Source organism: Vibrio hepatarius, assembly GCF_001274785.1.
GTDB classification, from domain to species: domain Bacteria; phylum Pseudomonadota; class Gammaproteobacteria; order Enterobacterales; family Vibrionaceae; genus Vibrio; species Vibrio hepatarius.
In genome coordinates this window covers 262327-277213 of sequence record NZ_LHPI01000008.1, presented here as the reverse complement: position 1 = coordinate 277213, position 14887 = coordinate 262327, and the positions used below count along the sequence as shown (strand labels likewise).

The following is a 14887-nucleotide window of genomic DNA, read 5'->3' as shown; positions in this document are numbered from 1 at the left end:
CAATTGACGAGACTTGTAGGTTGTCTGGAGAGTTATTTCTTACACCTATAAGAAAAGTCCTACTTATGTAAGTGGTTCGAACTATTCATAACTTCTTAATCGACTAAAAAAATCGTCTTTAGATCTTTTTATAATCTCTCTATATGGCTGATTTGTAAGATTATTCCTATAGTTCCTATAAAAAGTACTGATTATTTATCAATCGAGTTGCCTCTTATTGATTGATTCGCTGATAGTAATGGCTCGCCGTAAATCATCCGGCAAACAAATACTATCACTGCAGGTTTTCTAATCTTTGAAATTCCATGCATTTCAGCTTTGCTGAAACATTTAAGAGGCTTGATACATGAACGATAAAAAAGAGTCGATGAGCACGATTGCCAACTTTCGTATGGAAAGCATTCTGCGCGGCGTAGATTTAAATCTTTTGACTGTGTTCGATGCGGTAATGCAAGAACAAAACATTACACGTGCGGCACACAACTTAGGCATGTCTCAGCCAGCAGTAAGTAATGCCGTTGCGCGTTTAAAAGTGATGTTCAACGATGAACTCTTCATGCGCCAAGGACGTGGTATCCAACCGACTCAACGCGCTCGTCAGCTGTTTGGTCCTATTCGTCAAGCGTTGCAACTTATCCGCAATGAACTGCCGAGTTCAATCTTCTCTCCTGAATCTTCAAGCCGTCGCTTTAAGCTGGCAATTTGCAGCCCATGCGATATGCGTTTTGCTCCACAGATCATGTCGAGCATTCACGCTCAAGCGCCAAATGTTCAACTGCACTTAGACGCCGAGTTTGACCGTCAGTTGGCTGAACGTATGCGCTACCAAGAAGTGGATTTTGTTATCGATTACTCTCGCTTTGACGAGCAAGGTTTCTCTAGTACCGAAATCTTCCAAGATGAACTCGTCGTTGTAGCGGCGAAAACGCATCCTCGTATTCAAGGTGAAGTTACGCCTGAACGTCTACGTAACGAACGCCACGCGAAATTGTCTCGCGTTCACGGTCAGCGCAGTTTCTCAGAGCAAGCGTACCGCGATTTAGATGTACAGGCGTACTATGAAGGCGCAAGCCTTAGCAACTTGCTGTACGTTGTTGGTCAATCTGACTTAGTGACAATTGCACCGCGTTGGATGGTAGAAAATGCGGCAAACAAAGATCAACTTCAAGTGCTGAACTTCCCATTTGAAAACGGCAAAATCAGCGGCTATCTAAGCTGGCATGAATCGAATGAAAAAGACAAAGGTCACATCTGGTTGCGTGATTGCTTAATGGTAGTGTGTGGTGAAGTGGTTGCCACGGCATAACTAAGCTAAAAATATCGTAAAAAACCTTGAGTGACGCTACGCCATTCAAGGTTTTTTACTATTTAATTGATAAGTTTGATAAGCGTCAGTTGCCTTTTAGCATCTGAAATGTACACTTGTGCGCGCAAAAGCTTACAGGTGTAAGCTAAAGGTAGAAAAGATGACCAACTTAGATTTTCATATCGTTAAAAAAATACGTGAACAGATTGCTAAAGGCGGTGATCGTATTGCTCTTAAACATAAAGTGGGCAATATGTGGAACGGCATTACTTGGAAGCAGTTTGGTCAGCAAGTGGACGCTCTGTCACTTGCTTTACTGGCTCAAGGTCTACGAGTTCAGGATAAGATCGGGATTTTCTCAAACAATATGCCGCAGTGGACAGTAGCTGATTTTGCTGCGCTACAACTGCGTGCCGTAACGGTGCCTATCTATCCAACCAACACTGCAGCACAATCCGCCTACATCCTGCAAAACGCGGACGTTCGTGTGTTGTTTGTTGGTGAACAAGCTCAGCTTGATGCAGCCATCGCTATTTTTGACCAATGTGAACAACTTGAGTTGATCGTCGTTATGGACGCTGATGTTGACCTAGGCGATTACTCGTTTGTTGTCTCTTGGGAGCACTTCATCGCTCAGGGTGACAGCCAATACCAAACCGAACTCGAACAGCGTCTTGCTGATGCGAACTTCGATGACTTGCTGACGCTGATCTACACCTCAGGCACAACCGGTCAACCAAAAGGCGTGATGCTTGATTACACGAATATCGGCTCTCAATTAGAAGGGCATGACCAAAGACTGAGCCTGTCTCAAGACGACGTATCGTTGTGTTTCTTGCCACTTTCGCACGTATTCGAACGCGCTTGGACTTTCTACGTACTGTATAAAGGCGCAACCAACTGCTACCTACAAGACACCATGCAGGTGCGTGATGCTCTGGGCGAAGTTCGCCCGACGGTAATGTGTGCGGTGCCGCGTTTCTACGAGAAAATTTTCTCTGCCATCCATGAAAAAGTCGCCCGTGCGCCGCTGATGCGCAAAGTGATGTTTACTTGGGCGGTCAATATGGGCGCAAAAATGGCGGTATGCCATCAAGAAGGGCGTAAGCCTTCATTTGCGTTAAAAAAATCTTATCAGCTTGCGGATAAAATCGTGCTGTCTAAGCTGCGTGCGCTGCTTGGTGGTCGTATCAACTTTATGCCGTGCGGTGGGGCGAAACTCGACGAAACCATCGGTCGTTTCTTCCATGCTATCGGGATCAACGTCAAGCTGGGTTACGGCATGACAGAAACGACGGCGACGGTTTCTTGTTGGGACGATAAACGCTTTGATCCAGATTCAATTGGCATGTCAATGCCGGGCGCTCAAGTCAAAATTGGTGAGAACAACGAGATCCTAGTTCGTGGCCCGATGGTGATGCGCGGCTATTACAAAATGCCGGAAGAAACGGAAAAGACTTTCGACGAGCACGGTTTCCTAAAAACTGGTGATGCAGGCCATATCGATGAGCACGGCAACCTGTTTATTACCGACCGTATCAAAGAGCTGATGAAAACCTCGGGTGGTAAGTACATTGCACCACAAATGATCGAAGGTGCGATCGGTAAAGACCATTTCATCGAACAAATCGCGGTGATCGCCGATACGCGTAAGTTTGTCTCTGCTTTGATCGTGCCGTGTTTTGACAGCCTAGAAGAGTATGCGAAAGAGCTGAACATCAAATATCACGACCGGGTTGAGCTGATCAAACATCACCAAGTTGTCGAGATGTTGGAAAAGCGCGTGAATGACCTGCAAAAAGAGCTGGCGAAGTTTGAACAAGTGAAGCGCTTTAAATTGTTGCCAAAGGCTTTCTCGATGGATGAAGGCGAGTTAACGCCGACACAAAAACTACGCCGTAAGGTAATTAACGACAAATATCAGGACGAAATCGAAGAAATGTACACTGAGAAAGGTGATAAGAAGTAACTTTTCATTCGCTTAGATTTTCGATTGTTCAAAAATCCTCCTCTTTGTCTAATACCAAAGTTGGGGGATTTTTTTATTGTGCTAACAATACGTTACTTGGCTTAACTGACGATTAATTGAGCTGTTTTAATAAAATTATATTCTGAATTTACACTCAACTATTCCCACATGCACTAAATGTAAGTCTTTCTGTAGTCGTCATGTCTTACATTCTCGCCATACTTAGCATCTTGTTTAAATTGAGACGGAAATCTCATTAGACCGTCTGATAATAAAACGTTACATTGGTTTCGTTAACTTACTTTTTGTTACGACAAAGTAAGACATAGCCGAAAACTGGAAATATTTCGAATTAGGCTACGAATAAGCCCTAGACTATGTAAAACCAGACCAATGCGTTGACCTTACGAATTGGCACACTGGTAAGGAGAAAAATATGGCAGCAATGTTGTCCGGTGCAGAGATGGTAGTGCAATCTCTGATCGAAGAAGGCGTTGAACAGATCTTCGGATACCCAGGCGGTTCCGTTTTAGATATCTACGATGCGCTCCACGCAAAAACAGAAAACATCAAACACGTTCTCGTTCGACACGAGCAAGCTGCGACGCACATGGCAGACGGTTATGCGCGTGCAACAGGGAAGCCGGGTGTGGTGCTTGTCTGTTCTGGTCCTGGCGCGACCAATACCATCACAGGTATTGCTACTGCGTACATGGACTCCATTCCAATGATTGTTATTTCCGGCAACGTGCCTAACAACCTTATCGGTAATGATGCTTTCCAAGAGTGTGACATTGTGGGCGTATCTCGCCCTGTGGTGAAACACAGCTTCTTGGTGAAGAAAGCTGAAGATATTCCAGAAACCGTTAAAAAGGCGTTTTACATCGCGACGACTGGCCGACCAGGTCCAGTTGTGATTGACTTGCCTAAAGACGTAATGAATCCGCAGATCAAACTGCCGTACGAATACCCTGAAAGCATTTCAATGCGTTCTTACAAGCCAACCACGACAGGCCACAAAGGTCAGATCAAGAAAGGCTTGAAAGCGTTGCTTGAGGCGAAAAAGCCAGTGCTTTATGTCGGTGGTGGTGCTGTTATCTCTCAAGCGGACGAGTACTTGTTAAAGCTTGCGGAAGCACTCAATCTTCCGGTGGTGAGTACGCTGATGGGACTGGGCGCATTTCCAGGTACGCACAATAATTCACTCGGTATGCTTGGCATGCACGGTACTTATGAAGCCAATATGGCGATGCACAACGCTGATCTTATCTTTGGTGTTGGGGTACGTTTTGATGACCGTACAACCAACAACCTAGAAAAGTACTGTCCGAATGCGAAAGTGATGCATATCGACATCGATCCATCGTCGATCTCTAAGAACGTTAAAGCAGATCTGCCAATCGTAGGTTCTGCGGAAAAAGTATTAGAAAGCATGGTGACGCTGCTTGAAGAACAAGGCGCAGTCAACGACAGCGAAGCGCTAGAAAGCTGGTGGAAAGACATTCAAGTATGGCGTGACCGTCAGTGCTTGTCTTACGAAACATCACCTGAGCGCATCAAGCCTCAGCAGGTGATCGAAACGCTGCATAAACTCACTAATGGCGAAGCTTATGTTGCGTCAGATGTTGGTCAGCACCAAATGTTTGCCGCTCTATACTACCCATTCAGTAAATCTCGTCGCTGGATCAACTCTGGTGGTCTAGGCACGATGGGCTTTGGTTTACCTGCTGGGATGGGCGTTAAGTTCGCTAAACCGAATGAAGAAGTCGTGGTTGTGACCGGTGATGGTAGTATCCAGATGAATATTCAGGAGCTTTCGACTGCGATGCAGTACGATATTCCGGTGAAGATCATCAACCTAAACAACCGTTTTCTTGGCATGGTAAAACAATGGCAGGACATTATTTACCAAGGTCGCCATTCAAACTCATACATGAGTTCTGTTCCTGATTTTGCTGCAATCGCAGAAGCTTACGGACACGTCGGTATCCGCATTGAAACACCGGATCAATTAGAGTCAGGCCTTAAACAGGCATTGGACATGAAAGATCGCTTGGTGTTTGTGGATATTAACGTCGATGAAACTGAGCACGTTTACCCAATGCAAATCAAAGGCGAGGGTATGGACAAGATGTGGCTAAGCAAAACGGAGAGAACTTAATATGAGACACATTATTTCGCTACTAATGGAAAACCAGCCGGGTGCATTGTCTCGAGTTGTGGGTTTGTTCTCTCAACGTGGCTACAACATTGAATCTTTAACGGTATCCCCGACAGACGATGCAACTTTATCGCGCCTGAACCTAACGACCATTTCTGACAACATGCAGTTAGAGCAGATTCAGAAGCAGCTCAACAAGCTGATTGATATTCTGAAAGTTCAGGAAGTGACTGAGTTTGAACACATAGAGCGTGAGCTGATGATGGTGAAAGTCAAAGCGAGCGGTTTTGCCCGTGCGGAAGTGAAGCGTACCGCGGATATTTTCCGTGGTCAGATCGTTGATGTCACCGCGTCGCAGTACACGGTGCAGCTAGCGGGAACCAGTGAAAAACTCGACGCTTTCATCCAGGCGCTTTCGGAAGTGACAGAAGTCATTGAAGTGGCACGAAGCGGCGTAGTAGGTATTGCTCGTGGTGAGCGCGCGCTAAAACCTTAAGCGACTTTTCGTTATTCAGTCATAAAAAAACCACCGTCGAAACGGTGGTTTTTTTGATCTTGGCGCTGAGCTTAGTGAAGAATACGCGCACGTACCGTGCCTTCGATCTTCTTCAGTTTCTCTAATGCTTCTTCTGAACGCGCTGATTCTACGTCGATAACAACATAACCGATCTCTGCGTTGGTCTGTAGGTACTGACCAGCGATGTTGATCCCTTCTTCCGCAAAGATGGTGTTGATTTGCGTCAGGATACCAGGACGGTTTTTGTGAATGTGTAGTAGGCGAGAACAATCACGATGTTCAGGCAGTGAAACCTCTGGGAAGTTAACACTTGATAGCGTTGAACCGTTGTCTGAGTACTTAGCCAGTTTACCTGCAACTTCAACACCGATGTTTTCTTGCGCTTCCTGAGTTGAACCACCTACGTGTGGAGTAAGGATAACGTTGTCAAACTTAGTCAGCGGAGACTCAAACGGGTCGGCGTTGGTCTTAGGTTCAACTGGGAATACGTCGATTGCTGCACCTGCGATATGACCTGACTCTAGTGAGTGGCATAGTGCTTCGATGTCAACCACAGTACCACGCGCTGCGTTGATGAAGATTGAGCCCGGCTTCATGCGAGCAAACTCTTCTGCACCCATCATGTTCTTGGTTTCTGGTGTTTCTGGTACGTGAAGCGAAATTACGTCACACTTGTTCAGCAGTTCTGTCATGGTGTGCACTTGAGTTGCGTTACCTAGCGACAGCTTGTTTTCGATATCGTAGTAGTACACGCGCATACCTAAGTTTTCCGCGATGATACCAAGCTGAGTACCGATGTGACCGTAGCCGATAATACCTAGGCGTTTACCACGCGCTTCGTAAGAGTTGTCAGCACTCTTCTTCCAGATACCACGATGCGCAAGCGCATTTTTCTCAGGAATACCGCGCAGCAGCAATAGCACCTGACCAAGAACCAGCTCAGCAACACTACGCGTGTTGGAGAATGGGGCGTTAAACACTGGAATACCGCGTACCGCCGCAGCGCTAAGGTCTACCTGGTTCGTACCGATACAGAAACAACCAATAGCAACCAGCTTTTCAGCAGCATCGATCACTTCTTGGGATAGGTTTGTACGAGAACGAATACCGATAAAATGAGCGTCTTTGACGGCTTCAAGTAGCTCATCTTCAGGCAAGGAGCCTTTGTGATATTCAATATTGGTGTAACCTGCGGCCTGGAGTACTTCAACAGAAGATGGGTGAAGACCTTCTAGGAGGAGTATCTTAATTTTGTCTTTTTCCAGTGAAACTTTGGCCATTATCATCATCCTTAAAATGGGAAAGTGGGGCTTAACTGGCGCACATTGTAAATGGATAACATTTTTGTATGTATTGATGTTACGCAAACGTTTTCCTGAGCGTCTTCTGTAAACTAAGTTAACAAAAAAAAGACGTTTTGGGTAAGAAAATTACGTAATAAGCAATAATTTTTATAGCGGAAAAAGAAAATGGCACCGCGTGGTGCCATTTGTCGTCAAATAACTGGATTAGAAGCCATTAATCTTCGATTTTAGCGCCTTCCTGAGTGCCAGTAATCACTACGTCAGCTCCACGGTGAGCAAACAAACCAACCGTCACTACACCAGCAATCGCGTTGATTTTGTTTTCCATGTCTTTCGGGTTAGTGATTTGCATGTTGTGCACGTCTAGGATCACGTTGCCGTTATCTGTTACTACACCTTCACGGTATGCTGGGTCGCCGCCAAGTTTTACTAACTCACGCGCTACGTATGAGCGAGCCATAGGGATGACTTCGACAGGCAGTGGGAATGCGCCTAGTACGTCAACCGCTTTGGTGTCGTCGACGATACAGATGAATTTCTCAGAGATAGCTGCAACGATTTTCTCGCGGGTCAGTGCCGCGCCGCCGCCTTTGATCATCTCACGGTCAGCGTTGATTTCGTCAGCGCCGTCAACGTAGATGTCTAGTTTCGCCACGTCGTTACAGTCAAAAACTTCGATACCTAGACCTTTGAGTTTTTCAGTCGACGCTTCAGAGCTTGAAACCGCACCCTTAATGTCATCTTTGATAGTACCCAGTGCATCGATGAAGTGATTTACGGTAGAGCCAGTGCCAACACCTACAATGCTGTCTTTTTCTACATATTTAAGTGCTGCCCAGCCAGCTTCTTTCTTCATCTCATCTTGAGTCATGCCCATCTCCTAAAATGCGGTTAGATTAACGTTTGCGGCGCGATTATATGATCAATCACCGCTTATTCCCAATCCCAGATTCGGCTTGGTGTCACTATTTTAGGTAATGGTACATCCCAAGATTCGACCGGCAACTTTTCAACCTGTTGGCAGTCATGAGCCAGGCCAATCGGTTTCGGACCGCGACCGGTTTTAAACCATGGCTCTAAGGTTCGATCGTAGTAACCGCCACCCATACCAAGCCTGTGGCCAGTAGAATCAAAACCGACTAAAGGCGTACAAATCAGGTCGAGTTGCTGTATTGGTAGAATTTGGGTTTGGTCAAGCTTGGGCTCAGCGATGGAGTAGCGATTTAACACCATTGGCGTGTGTTGATCGTAGTGAAGAAACAGCAAGTGTCCCTTTGAAAACGGGTGAATGACCGGAAGGTAGGTGCGTTTTCCTTGACGCCATAACCACTCGATCAGAGGCGTAGTAATCAGCTCACCATCGGCGGACAAGTATAAGGCAATGTGCTGCGCGGTTTGAAACTCGCTAAGTTGTGCACATTGAGTGACAAGCTCCATACTGGCTTGAAACTGAACATCGCTGTGCAGTTGATTGCGTTTTTCACGGATGTGTTGGCGAAAATCTTGGCGAGAGAGAATCATAGAATATACCCATTGATGGTGGGGTATAGAGGGAATACCCCAGAGTGCCGTTGGAGATTATTGACCCTTGAACCAGCTGGTTCAAGGCGGATCAGCAGAGATAACCGTAGGCTTCTCGGTACGAGCCGAGCTTGCTCAATAGCTATCAAGTACTAACCCTTAGGTATTGCTTATCGGCTCAGGGACGTAATCCCCTCACGCACACTCCAGGGTAAATTCTTGTTTTGCTGTAAAAGTTATTGCTGTCCTGGCTTTACTTTACTGAGTGCATCACCTAGTGATGCGCTGAGCAGTTCCATTCGCTCAGTTAACGCGTTTTGTTGCTCTGCTTTTAAACTATCACGGCTCTCTAGCTCATGACAAAAGTTAAGTGCAACAAAAGTCAACAATTGTACTTCGTTGGTTATTTTCGTTTTTGCAGCTAAATCTTTTAAGCTCTCATCAAGGCGCTCAGCCGCACGCAACAGTGACTCTTCTTGTCCTGCTGGGCAGTTTACCCGTGTGGTTCTACCTAAAATTTCTACTTCAACCGCTTGATTACTCATATCGACTCTGTACGCGTTACTTGGGGCGACTCTGCAGTTCGTCGCCGAGGAGGAAACTATAGAAAAAGCACTGTTAAGATTCAAGCTTTTCACATTCAACTATACGGTAATAACACAGTAATTGGACAAATTGTGTAAAAGCTACCCATAATTGCCGAATCGCTCGTTTCCGCATTCCTTGGTAAGTGGTACGATTGACTTTATTTTGCAATTTTTAGGTCTCTCCATGAGCGAATCCCATCTACCTGACTACCTAACATTAGCGACAGAGCTGCAAAACGCGGGCATCGCGATGAACCCTGCTGAGCTGCATGGCTTGCTGACAGGCATGTTAAGCGGTGGCTTAAGTCTTACCGACAAGAGCTGGCAGCCGATGCTATTCGACTACACCAATGATGGTATGGGGTGGCCGATGCAATCACTCAAGCTTGCAGAAACAACATTGGATGCAACCGCGAAAGAACTCACGGGTTCAGGTATGGATGTGTCGATGTTACTACCTGATGAAGAGGCGAGTGCGAGCCTATTCGATATGGCAGATGGACTGGCTGAGTGGGTGAACCACTTTATCTCTGGTCTTGGTTTAGTTGGTGCGCAAGTGAAAGGGGCTTCAGCTGATGTAAAAGAAGCGCTTACTGACCTTGAGGAAATCTCAAAACTTGGCATTGACGAAGAGGATGACATGCAAGAGCAAGCGATCTTGCTTGAGCAAGTGATTGAACACGTTAAAGCGTGCGTGCTGACCATTCATGCAGAGTTTGGCCAAAAGCCAGTGCAAGAAAAGGCTCCGACTATCCACTAATTAGGTACTCTGATGAAGCAGTTTGATGTTGTGATTGCTGGTGGTGCGATGGCGGGAATGACGCTAGCACTGGCCATCAATAAACTGTCTGACAAGCCCCTTGCGATTGCGGTGGTGGAGCCCTTCAAGGTTGACCACAAAGCGCATCCCGGATTTGACTCGCGTTCTATCGCGCTTTCTCACGGCACGGTTAATATTCTGAAATCGTTGCAGCTATGGCAAGAGATAGCACAGGTCGCCACACCGATTAAACATATTCATGTTTCAGACCGTTCTCATGCAGGGATGACCGAAATTAGCACCGCAGAAGTCGGCGTTGACGCGCTCGGTTACGTGGTTGAGCTCGCCGATGTCGGTAATATTTATCATCACCTTGTTGAGCAAAACGACGATATCGAACTTTTGTGTCCGGCGTCGGTACAAGCGGTTGATCGCCAACAAGGGAGTGTCACCGTGACGCTTGATAGTGGCGAAACCTTACAAAGCAAACTACTGGTCGCCGCCGATGGAGCAATCTCCACCTGCTGCCAGCAAATTGGTTTGGACCTGCTTGAGCACGACTTTGAACAAGTCGCGCTCATCGCTAATATCACCACTCAACAAGCGCACCAAGGGCGAGCATTTGAACGCTTTACCGACTCTGGCCCTGTGGCTCTTTTGCCGATGAGTGAAGGGCGAATGTCGTTGGTGTGGTGTCTAAAACCGCAAGATGCTGAACACGTGATGGCGCTAGATGACGACGCGTTTCTTAATCGTCTACAAGATGCGTTTGGTTGGCGACTCGGTGCGTTAGAGAAAGTCGGGCAGCGTGCCAGTTACCCGCTGCTGCTTCGTTACCGCAAACAAAATACGTCTCACCGTTTTGCGATTGTTGGCAATGCGGCACAAACGCTCCACCCAATTGCGGGGCAGGGCTTCAACCTTGGGATTCGCGATGTCGCGACGCTGGCGGAAGAGATTGCGCAATCCACTCAAGACCCAGGTTCGTATGATGCATTAAGCCGTTTTAAACAGCGACGAGAATCCGACCGAGAAGCTACGATCGCTCTCACTTCGACTTTGGTTCACGTCTTCTCCAATGACTACCTGACGATGCGTATTGGACGTAACTTGGGTTTGGCGGCGATGGATAACTTACCGCTACTCAAAGCGCCGTTATTGGCAAGAACACTTGGTTTGGTTGCAAGATAGCAGTACATAAAAGGAAAAGAATTCAGATGATGCAAAGCGTAGACATTGCCATCGTTGGTGGCGGCATGGTTGGACTTGCTCTAGCTGCTGCGTTTAAAGACACTGACTTGCGTATCGCGGTTATCGAAAGCAATGAACCGGATAACCAACTCAATGATTTGCCCGATGTGCGAGTATCGGCGTTGAGCCGCTCAAGTGAGAACATCTTACGTAACCTTGGTGCTTGGCAAGGCATTCTGCAACGTCGTGCGGCACCATACTCTGCGATGGAAGTGTGGGAGCAAGATAGTTTCGCCCGTATTGAGTTTGATGCGGATAAGCTAGCACAGCCAGACTTAGGTCATATCGTTGAAAACCGAGTGATCCAACTTGCGTTGCTCGATCAGGTTAAGCAACAGTCCAATGTGACTTTGTTGATGCCAACCAAGTGCAACACGTTAGCCATTGGTGAAAGTGAAGCATGGTTGACTTTGGATAATGGTCAGGCGCTGACCGCCAAACTTGTCGTAGGTGCGGATGGGGCGAACTCTTGGGTTCGCAAACAGCAAGATATTCCCCTCACGCATTGGGACTACGGACACAGTGCCGTTGTGGCGAACATCAAAACGGCTGAACCGCATCAGAAAGTTGCGCGACAAGTGTTTACTCCACAAGGCCCGCTGGCGTTTCTTCCGCTTGGCGATAGCCACATGAGTTCGATTGTTTGGTCGACTGAACCGAATCGCGCAGATAAATTGGTGTCGATGTCGCCAAGCGAGTTTAATAAATCTCTAACGGCCGAGTTTGATGTCCGCCTCGGATTGTGTGAAGTGGTCGGTGAGCGCTTTGCGTTTCCACTGCGTATGCGTTACGCACGGGATTTTGCTGTTGAGCGAGTAGCTTTGGTTGGCGACGCAGCACACACCATCCACCCGTTGGCAGGGCAAGGAGTAAACCTAGGTCTGTTAGATGCAGCGAGCCTTGCGCAAGAGGTACTCTCGTTATGGCGGCTAGGGGAAGACATAGGTACTAAGCGTAACCTGCGCGGGTATGAACGCTGGCGCAAAGCGGAAGCTGCAAAAATGATCGCGGCGATGCAGGGGTTCAAAGACCTGTTTTCTGGTGATAATCCGGCGAAGAAGTTGGTTCGTGGTATCGGTATGACGTTAGTGAGCCAATTACCTGGTGCAAAAGACGAAATTATGAAACGTGCATTGGGTTTAAAAGGTGAGCTACCGGATTTAGCCAAAGGGCATAAAATTTCCGTCAGTTAAATGACAAAGGGTTGGCAATGCCAACCCTTTTTAATTCTTTCAACAGACTCTTAAGCGTACGCGCAGCGGAGTTTCATGATCTCCTGGTTCACTTCTTTTACCGCTCTGAAGTGCCTTGTCTCTGCTTTCTCAGGAAGTATCAGCTTCCCGTTATCGAATTCAAATTTACCAACGCCGTAAATATAAATTCTTCCTTTAAATAATCGACTTACATGTTTAGCAATCATACCTGGTGTATAGCGCTTAAACAGTCTCATACATCAATCCTTTTGGTTATCAAGCACTGCAGATTATATAAATATCCCTCCTGAAAATGTGTGATAGCAATGGAGGAATATGCAGTATTTTTGAATTAATTGGATATTTGTGTTGCTGTGGGCAAATATTCGGTTAAATATCCATTTTTATGTGATAACTACCTCAATTATGTTCTGAGGTTGAAACTTTGCCCGGATTCAACTCAGCGCATAGTAGGCCAGAACTATATGACAGTTTTAAGAATAGTAGACGAACTTCTGCCAGAAGGTGAAATGACAGAGAAAAGTTTAGGTAAAAAAAAGCCCGCTAATGGCGGGCGAATAGTCACAGATGCATTACACAAAAAGTGGATGTCCTGAAACAATCAGTGGATTCACTTTTATTGTTGGAGAAGGATTTGATGGGGTGTTACCCACCCAAGCAACAATGCTCTTTGCTTGAACTTTAACCAACGGGGCTAGCATAAAGTAAAAAACCACCTGTGACTATATATGCTTTTAAAATGAATAATAATTTATTTGTTATTGATGGTTTATTGTGATGAACTTCACTAAAGTATGCAAAAAAGTGATCTTTGTCGGGCGGGAAGTGGCTGTGCTATCGACATATATCAGCAAATATTGGATTGCATAGTCGAATCAAGTCGTCGCGATGTAACGCTATCCCTGCCATCACTGAGCCACTACTGATGGTGACTTCTTGCTCCAGTAGGATCTTGTGGTCAAAAATAACTGGCATGGGTGTTTTGAGTAATAGCGGGGTGACAGTGCCAATTTCATATCCGGTCAGATCGGGAACAAGACTCAAATCGACGCAGGTCATGCGTCGGCACTCCAACAGGGCGCGAACTTTCTTCGGATCGACCGATTGATCGCCCGGTGCGCAAGCAAGAGCGTATTGCTCGCCCATGTCGCGCAGTAGGATTGATTTGACCATTTGGCTGGTTCGAATACCGCGCTGTCTGGCGGCATCTTCTATCGTCGTCGCTGGTGTTTGGTGAGGCAGCAAGCGAAAGCTCACTTGCTGCTCAGTTAAATAGCGCGTGACTTTGGTGTCCAAATATTTACTCATCGTCAAGTGAGTATGGCAATGGCTCGATTTTCCATAGTGACTCAGGTGCGTCTTTTAAACGCAGTTGTGTATCGGCTTCAAGGTTGTTTGGCAGTACAACTAGGCCAATGCATTTTCCGTCACTGAATCGATAGCTGGTCAGCAATTGTCCTGCTCCACGCCAGTTTTCACCAACAGCACGCTCGAGTTCAGCGCCAGTTGCAGGTTGTTGCTCTGCGTTGCCTGAGACAATAAACATCGCACGCTTGTTCATACCTCGGTATTTTGCTCGTGCGACCGTCTCTTGGCCTGTGTAGCAACCCTTGGTAAAGCTAATTCCACCCAAAGCTTGAACGTTGAGAGCTTGTGGGATGTGTTCATTCTGCTGCTCTGCTGGTAATACTGGTAAGCCGTTTTCAATATCACAACGTGTCCACAGTGACTCGTCGATTAACTGCGCGCGAGTTTCAGTAACTAAGGTTGCTGCCGCTTGAGGGGTAAGCAGAAGTAACCAGCGAGAATCGTCGATCTTAACCGCCGTGCCGCCGTTAATCGCGCGTACGTCGCCTTGCGATTCAGAAAGTTGCTCAACCACTTGAGTTGCAGAAGAACCGATCAGACCGAGTGCAACATCGTCACTTTCGCTGATGTCTACTTTAGAAAACACCGCGTACTTTTTAATTTCAGCTAGCTCAACCGCGATCGCTGATTTCGGTTGGAACATGGCGTAGCCATCGTTGTGATGGAATAGGCGGAATACACTCCATACCTTACCTTTTGCATCGCAGTGTGCACCTAGTGTTGAACTGTCTTCAGCCAGTGATACAACATCACAGGTGACCTGTCCGCTCAGGTAAGACTTTTTATCATCGCCCACCATAGTAATCGCTCCCCATGATGTAAGGTGAGCAAGAGCAAGCTCAGGTAGAGCGTCTGTCGTTGAGAGAGAAAGGGGCGCAAACTTGTTTTGCCAATCCATGATAGTTACCTGCTAAATGTTCAATACCACT

Annotated in this window: 14 protein-coding genes and 1 other RNA gene; 7 read left to right on the top strand and 8 right to left on the bottom strand. The window is 46.7% G+C overall.

From position 1 onward, the window contains the following. Positions 1 to 346 precede the first annotated feature (346 nt). The 4 genes from leuO (at position 347) to ilvN (ending at position 5932) form a co-directional block, all read left to right on the top strand. Complete coding sequence (gene leuO / locus AKJ31_RS10675) at positions 347 to 1306, top strand: transcriptional regulator LeuO (RefSeq protein ID WP_053409078.1); 960 nt, start codon at positions 347 to 349, stop codon at positions 1304 to 1306. Positions 1307 to 1466: 160 nt separating this feature from the next. Further along, positions 1467 to 3275, top strand: a complete 1809-nt coding sequence (locus AKJ31_RS10670) for an AMP-dependent synthetase/ligase (protein WP_053409077.1) — start codon at positions 1467 to 1469, stop codon at positions 3273 to 3275. Positions 3276 to 3711: 436 nt separating this feature from the next. Beyond that, the gene (locus AKJ31_RS10665) at positions 3712 to 5436 is read left to right on the top strand and encodes an acetolactate synthase 3 large subunit (protein ID WP_053409076.1); all 1725 of its coding nucleotides are present in this window, start codon (positions 3712 to 3714) and stop codon (positions 5434 to 5436) included. A gap of 1 nt (position 5437) precedes the next feature. Beyond that, positions 5438 to 5932: an acetolactate synthase small subunit gene (gene ilvN, locus AKJ31_RS10660; RefSeq protein ID WP_053409075.1), complete on the top strand. Its 495-nt coding sequence runs from the start codon at positions 5438 to 5440 to the stop codon at positions 5930 to 5932. Positions 5933 to 6003: 71 nt separating this feature from the next. Here ilvN and serA read toward each other — a convergent pair whose 3' ends face one another. The 5 genes from serA to AKJ31_RS10640 all read right to left on the bottom strand — a co-directional run bounded on the left by serA (position 6004) and on the right by AKJ31_RS10640 (position 9323). Beyond that, the gene (gene serA / locus AKJ31_RS10655; RefSeq protein WP_053409074.1) at positions 6004 to 7233 is read right to left on the bottom strand and encodes a phosphoglycerate dehydrogenase; all 1230 of its coding nucleotides are present in this window, start codon (positions 7231 to 7233) and stop codon (positions 6004 to 6006) included. Between the two features lie 238 nt (positions 7234 to 7471). Next, positions 7472 to 8128, bottom strand: a complete 657-nt coding sequence (gene rpiA, locus AKJ31_RS10650) for a ribose-5-phosphate isomerase RpiA (RefSeq protein ID WP_053409073.1) — start codon at positions 8126 to 8128, stop codon at positions 7472 to 7474. Positions 8129 to 8190: 62 nt separating this feature from the next. Then, entirely contained in the window at positions 8191 to 8778 is a 588-nt protein-coding gene (locus AKJ31_RS10645; RefSeq protein ID WP_053409072.1) for a 5-formyltetrahydrofolate cyclo-ligase, read from the bottom strand. A 32-nt stretch (positions 8779 to 8810) separates the two neighbouring features. Then, positions 8811 to 8994, bottom strand: a non-coding RNA gene (gene ssrS / locus AKJ31_RS22580) — 6S RNA. Positions 8995 to 9014: 20 nt separating this feature from the next. Continuing rightward, the gene (locus AKJ31_RS10640; RefSeq protein WP_053409071.1) at positions 9015 to 9323 is read right to left on the bottom strand and encodes a cell division protein ZapA; all 309 of its coding nucleotides are present in this window, start codon (positions 9321 to 9323) and stop codon (positions 9015 to 9017) included. Between the two features lie 226 nt (positions 9324 to 9549). On the opposite strand from AKJ31_RS10640, the gene AKJ31_RS10635 reads away from it, so the two are divergent. From AKJ31_RS10635 to AKJ31_RS10625, 3 genes are read left to right on the top strand one after another with little or no spacing between them, the layout of a single operon-like run. After that, positions 9550 to 10125 (top strand): YecA/YgfB family protein, encoded by a 576-nt coding sequence (locus tag AKJ31_RS10635; protein WP_053409070.1) that lies wholly within the window; start codon positions 9550 to 9552, stop codon positions 10123 to 10125. A gap of 12 nt (positions 10126 to 10137) precedes the next feature. Next, complete coding sequence (ubiH, locus tag AKJ31_RS10630; RefSeq protein WP_053409069.1) at positions 10138 to 11316, top strand: 2-octaprenyl-6-methoxyphenyl hydroxylase; 1179 nt, start codon at positions 10138 to 10140, stop codon at positions 11314 to 11316. A 26-nt stretch (positions 11317 to 11342) separates the two neighbouring features. Beyond that, entirely contained in the window at positions 11343 to 12569 is a 1227-nt protein-coding gene (locus AKJ31_RS10625) for an FAD-dependent 2-octaprenylphenol hydroxylase (RefSeq protein ID WP_053409068.1), read from the top strand. 50 nt (positions 12570 to 12619) lie between these two features. Here the strand turns inward: AKJ31_RS10625 and AKJ31_RS10620 are convergent, their stop codons facing one another. From AKJ31_RS10620 to ygfZ, 3 genes are all read right to left on the bottom strand, one after another. Beyond that, the gene (locus AKJ31_RS10620) at positions 12620 to 12826 is read right to left on the bottom strand and encodes a DUF1107 domain-containing protein (protein ID WP_053409067.1); all 207 of its coding nucleotides are present in this window, start codon (positions 12824 to 12826) and stop codon (positions 12620 to 12622) included. A gap of 598 nt (positions 12827 to 13424) precedes the next feature. Beyond that, entirely contained in the window at positions 13425 to 13898 is a 474-nt protein-coding gene (locus AKJ31_RS10610; RefSeq protein WP_053409065.1) for an aminoacyl-tRNA deacylase, read from the bottom strand. Continuing rightward, positions 13891 to 14856, bottom strand: a complete 966-nt coding sequence (ygfZ, locus tag AKJ31_RS10605) for a tRNA-modifying protein YgfZ (protein ID WP_053409064.1) — start codon at positions 14854 to 14856, stop codon at positions 13891 to 13893. Before ygfZ ends, AKJ31_RS10610 begins: the two co-directional genes overlap by 8 nt. Between the last annotated feature and the right edge of the window lie 31 nt (positions 14857 to 14887).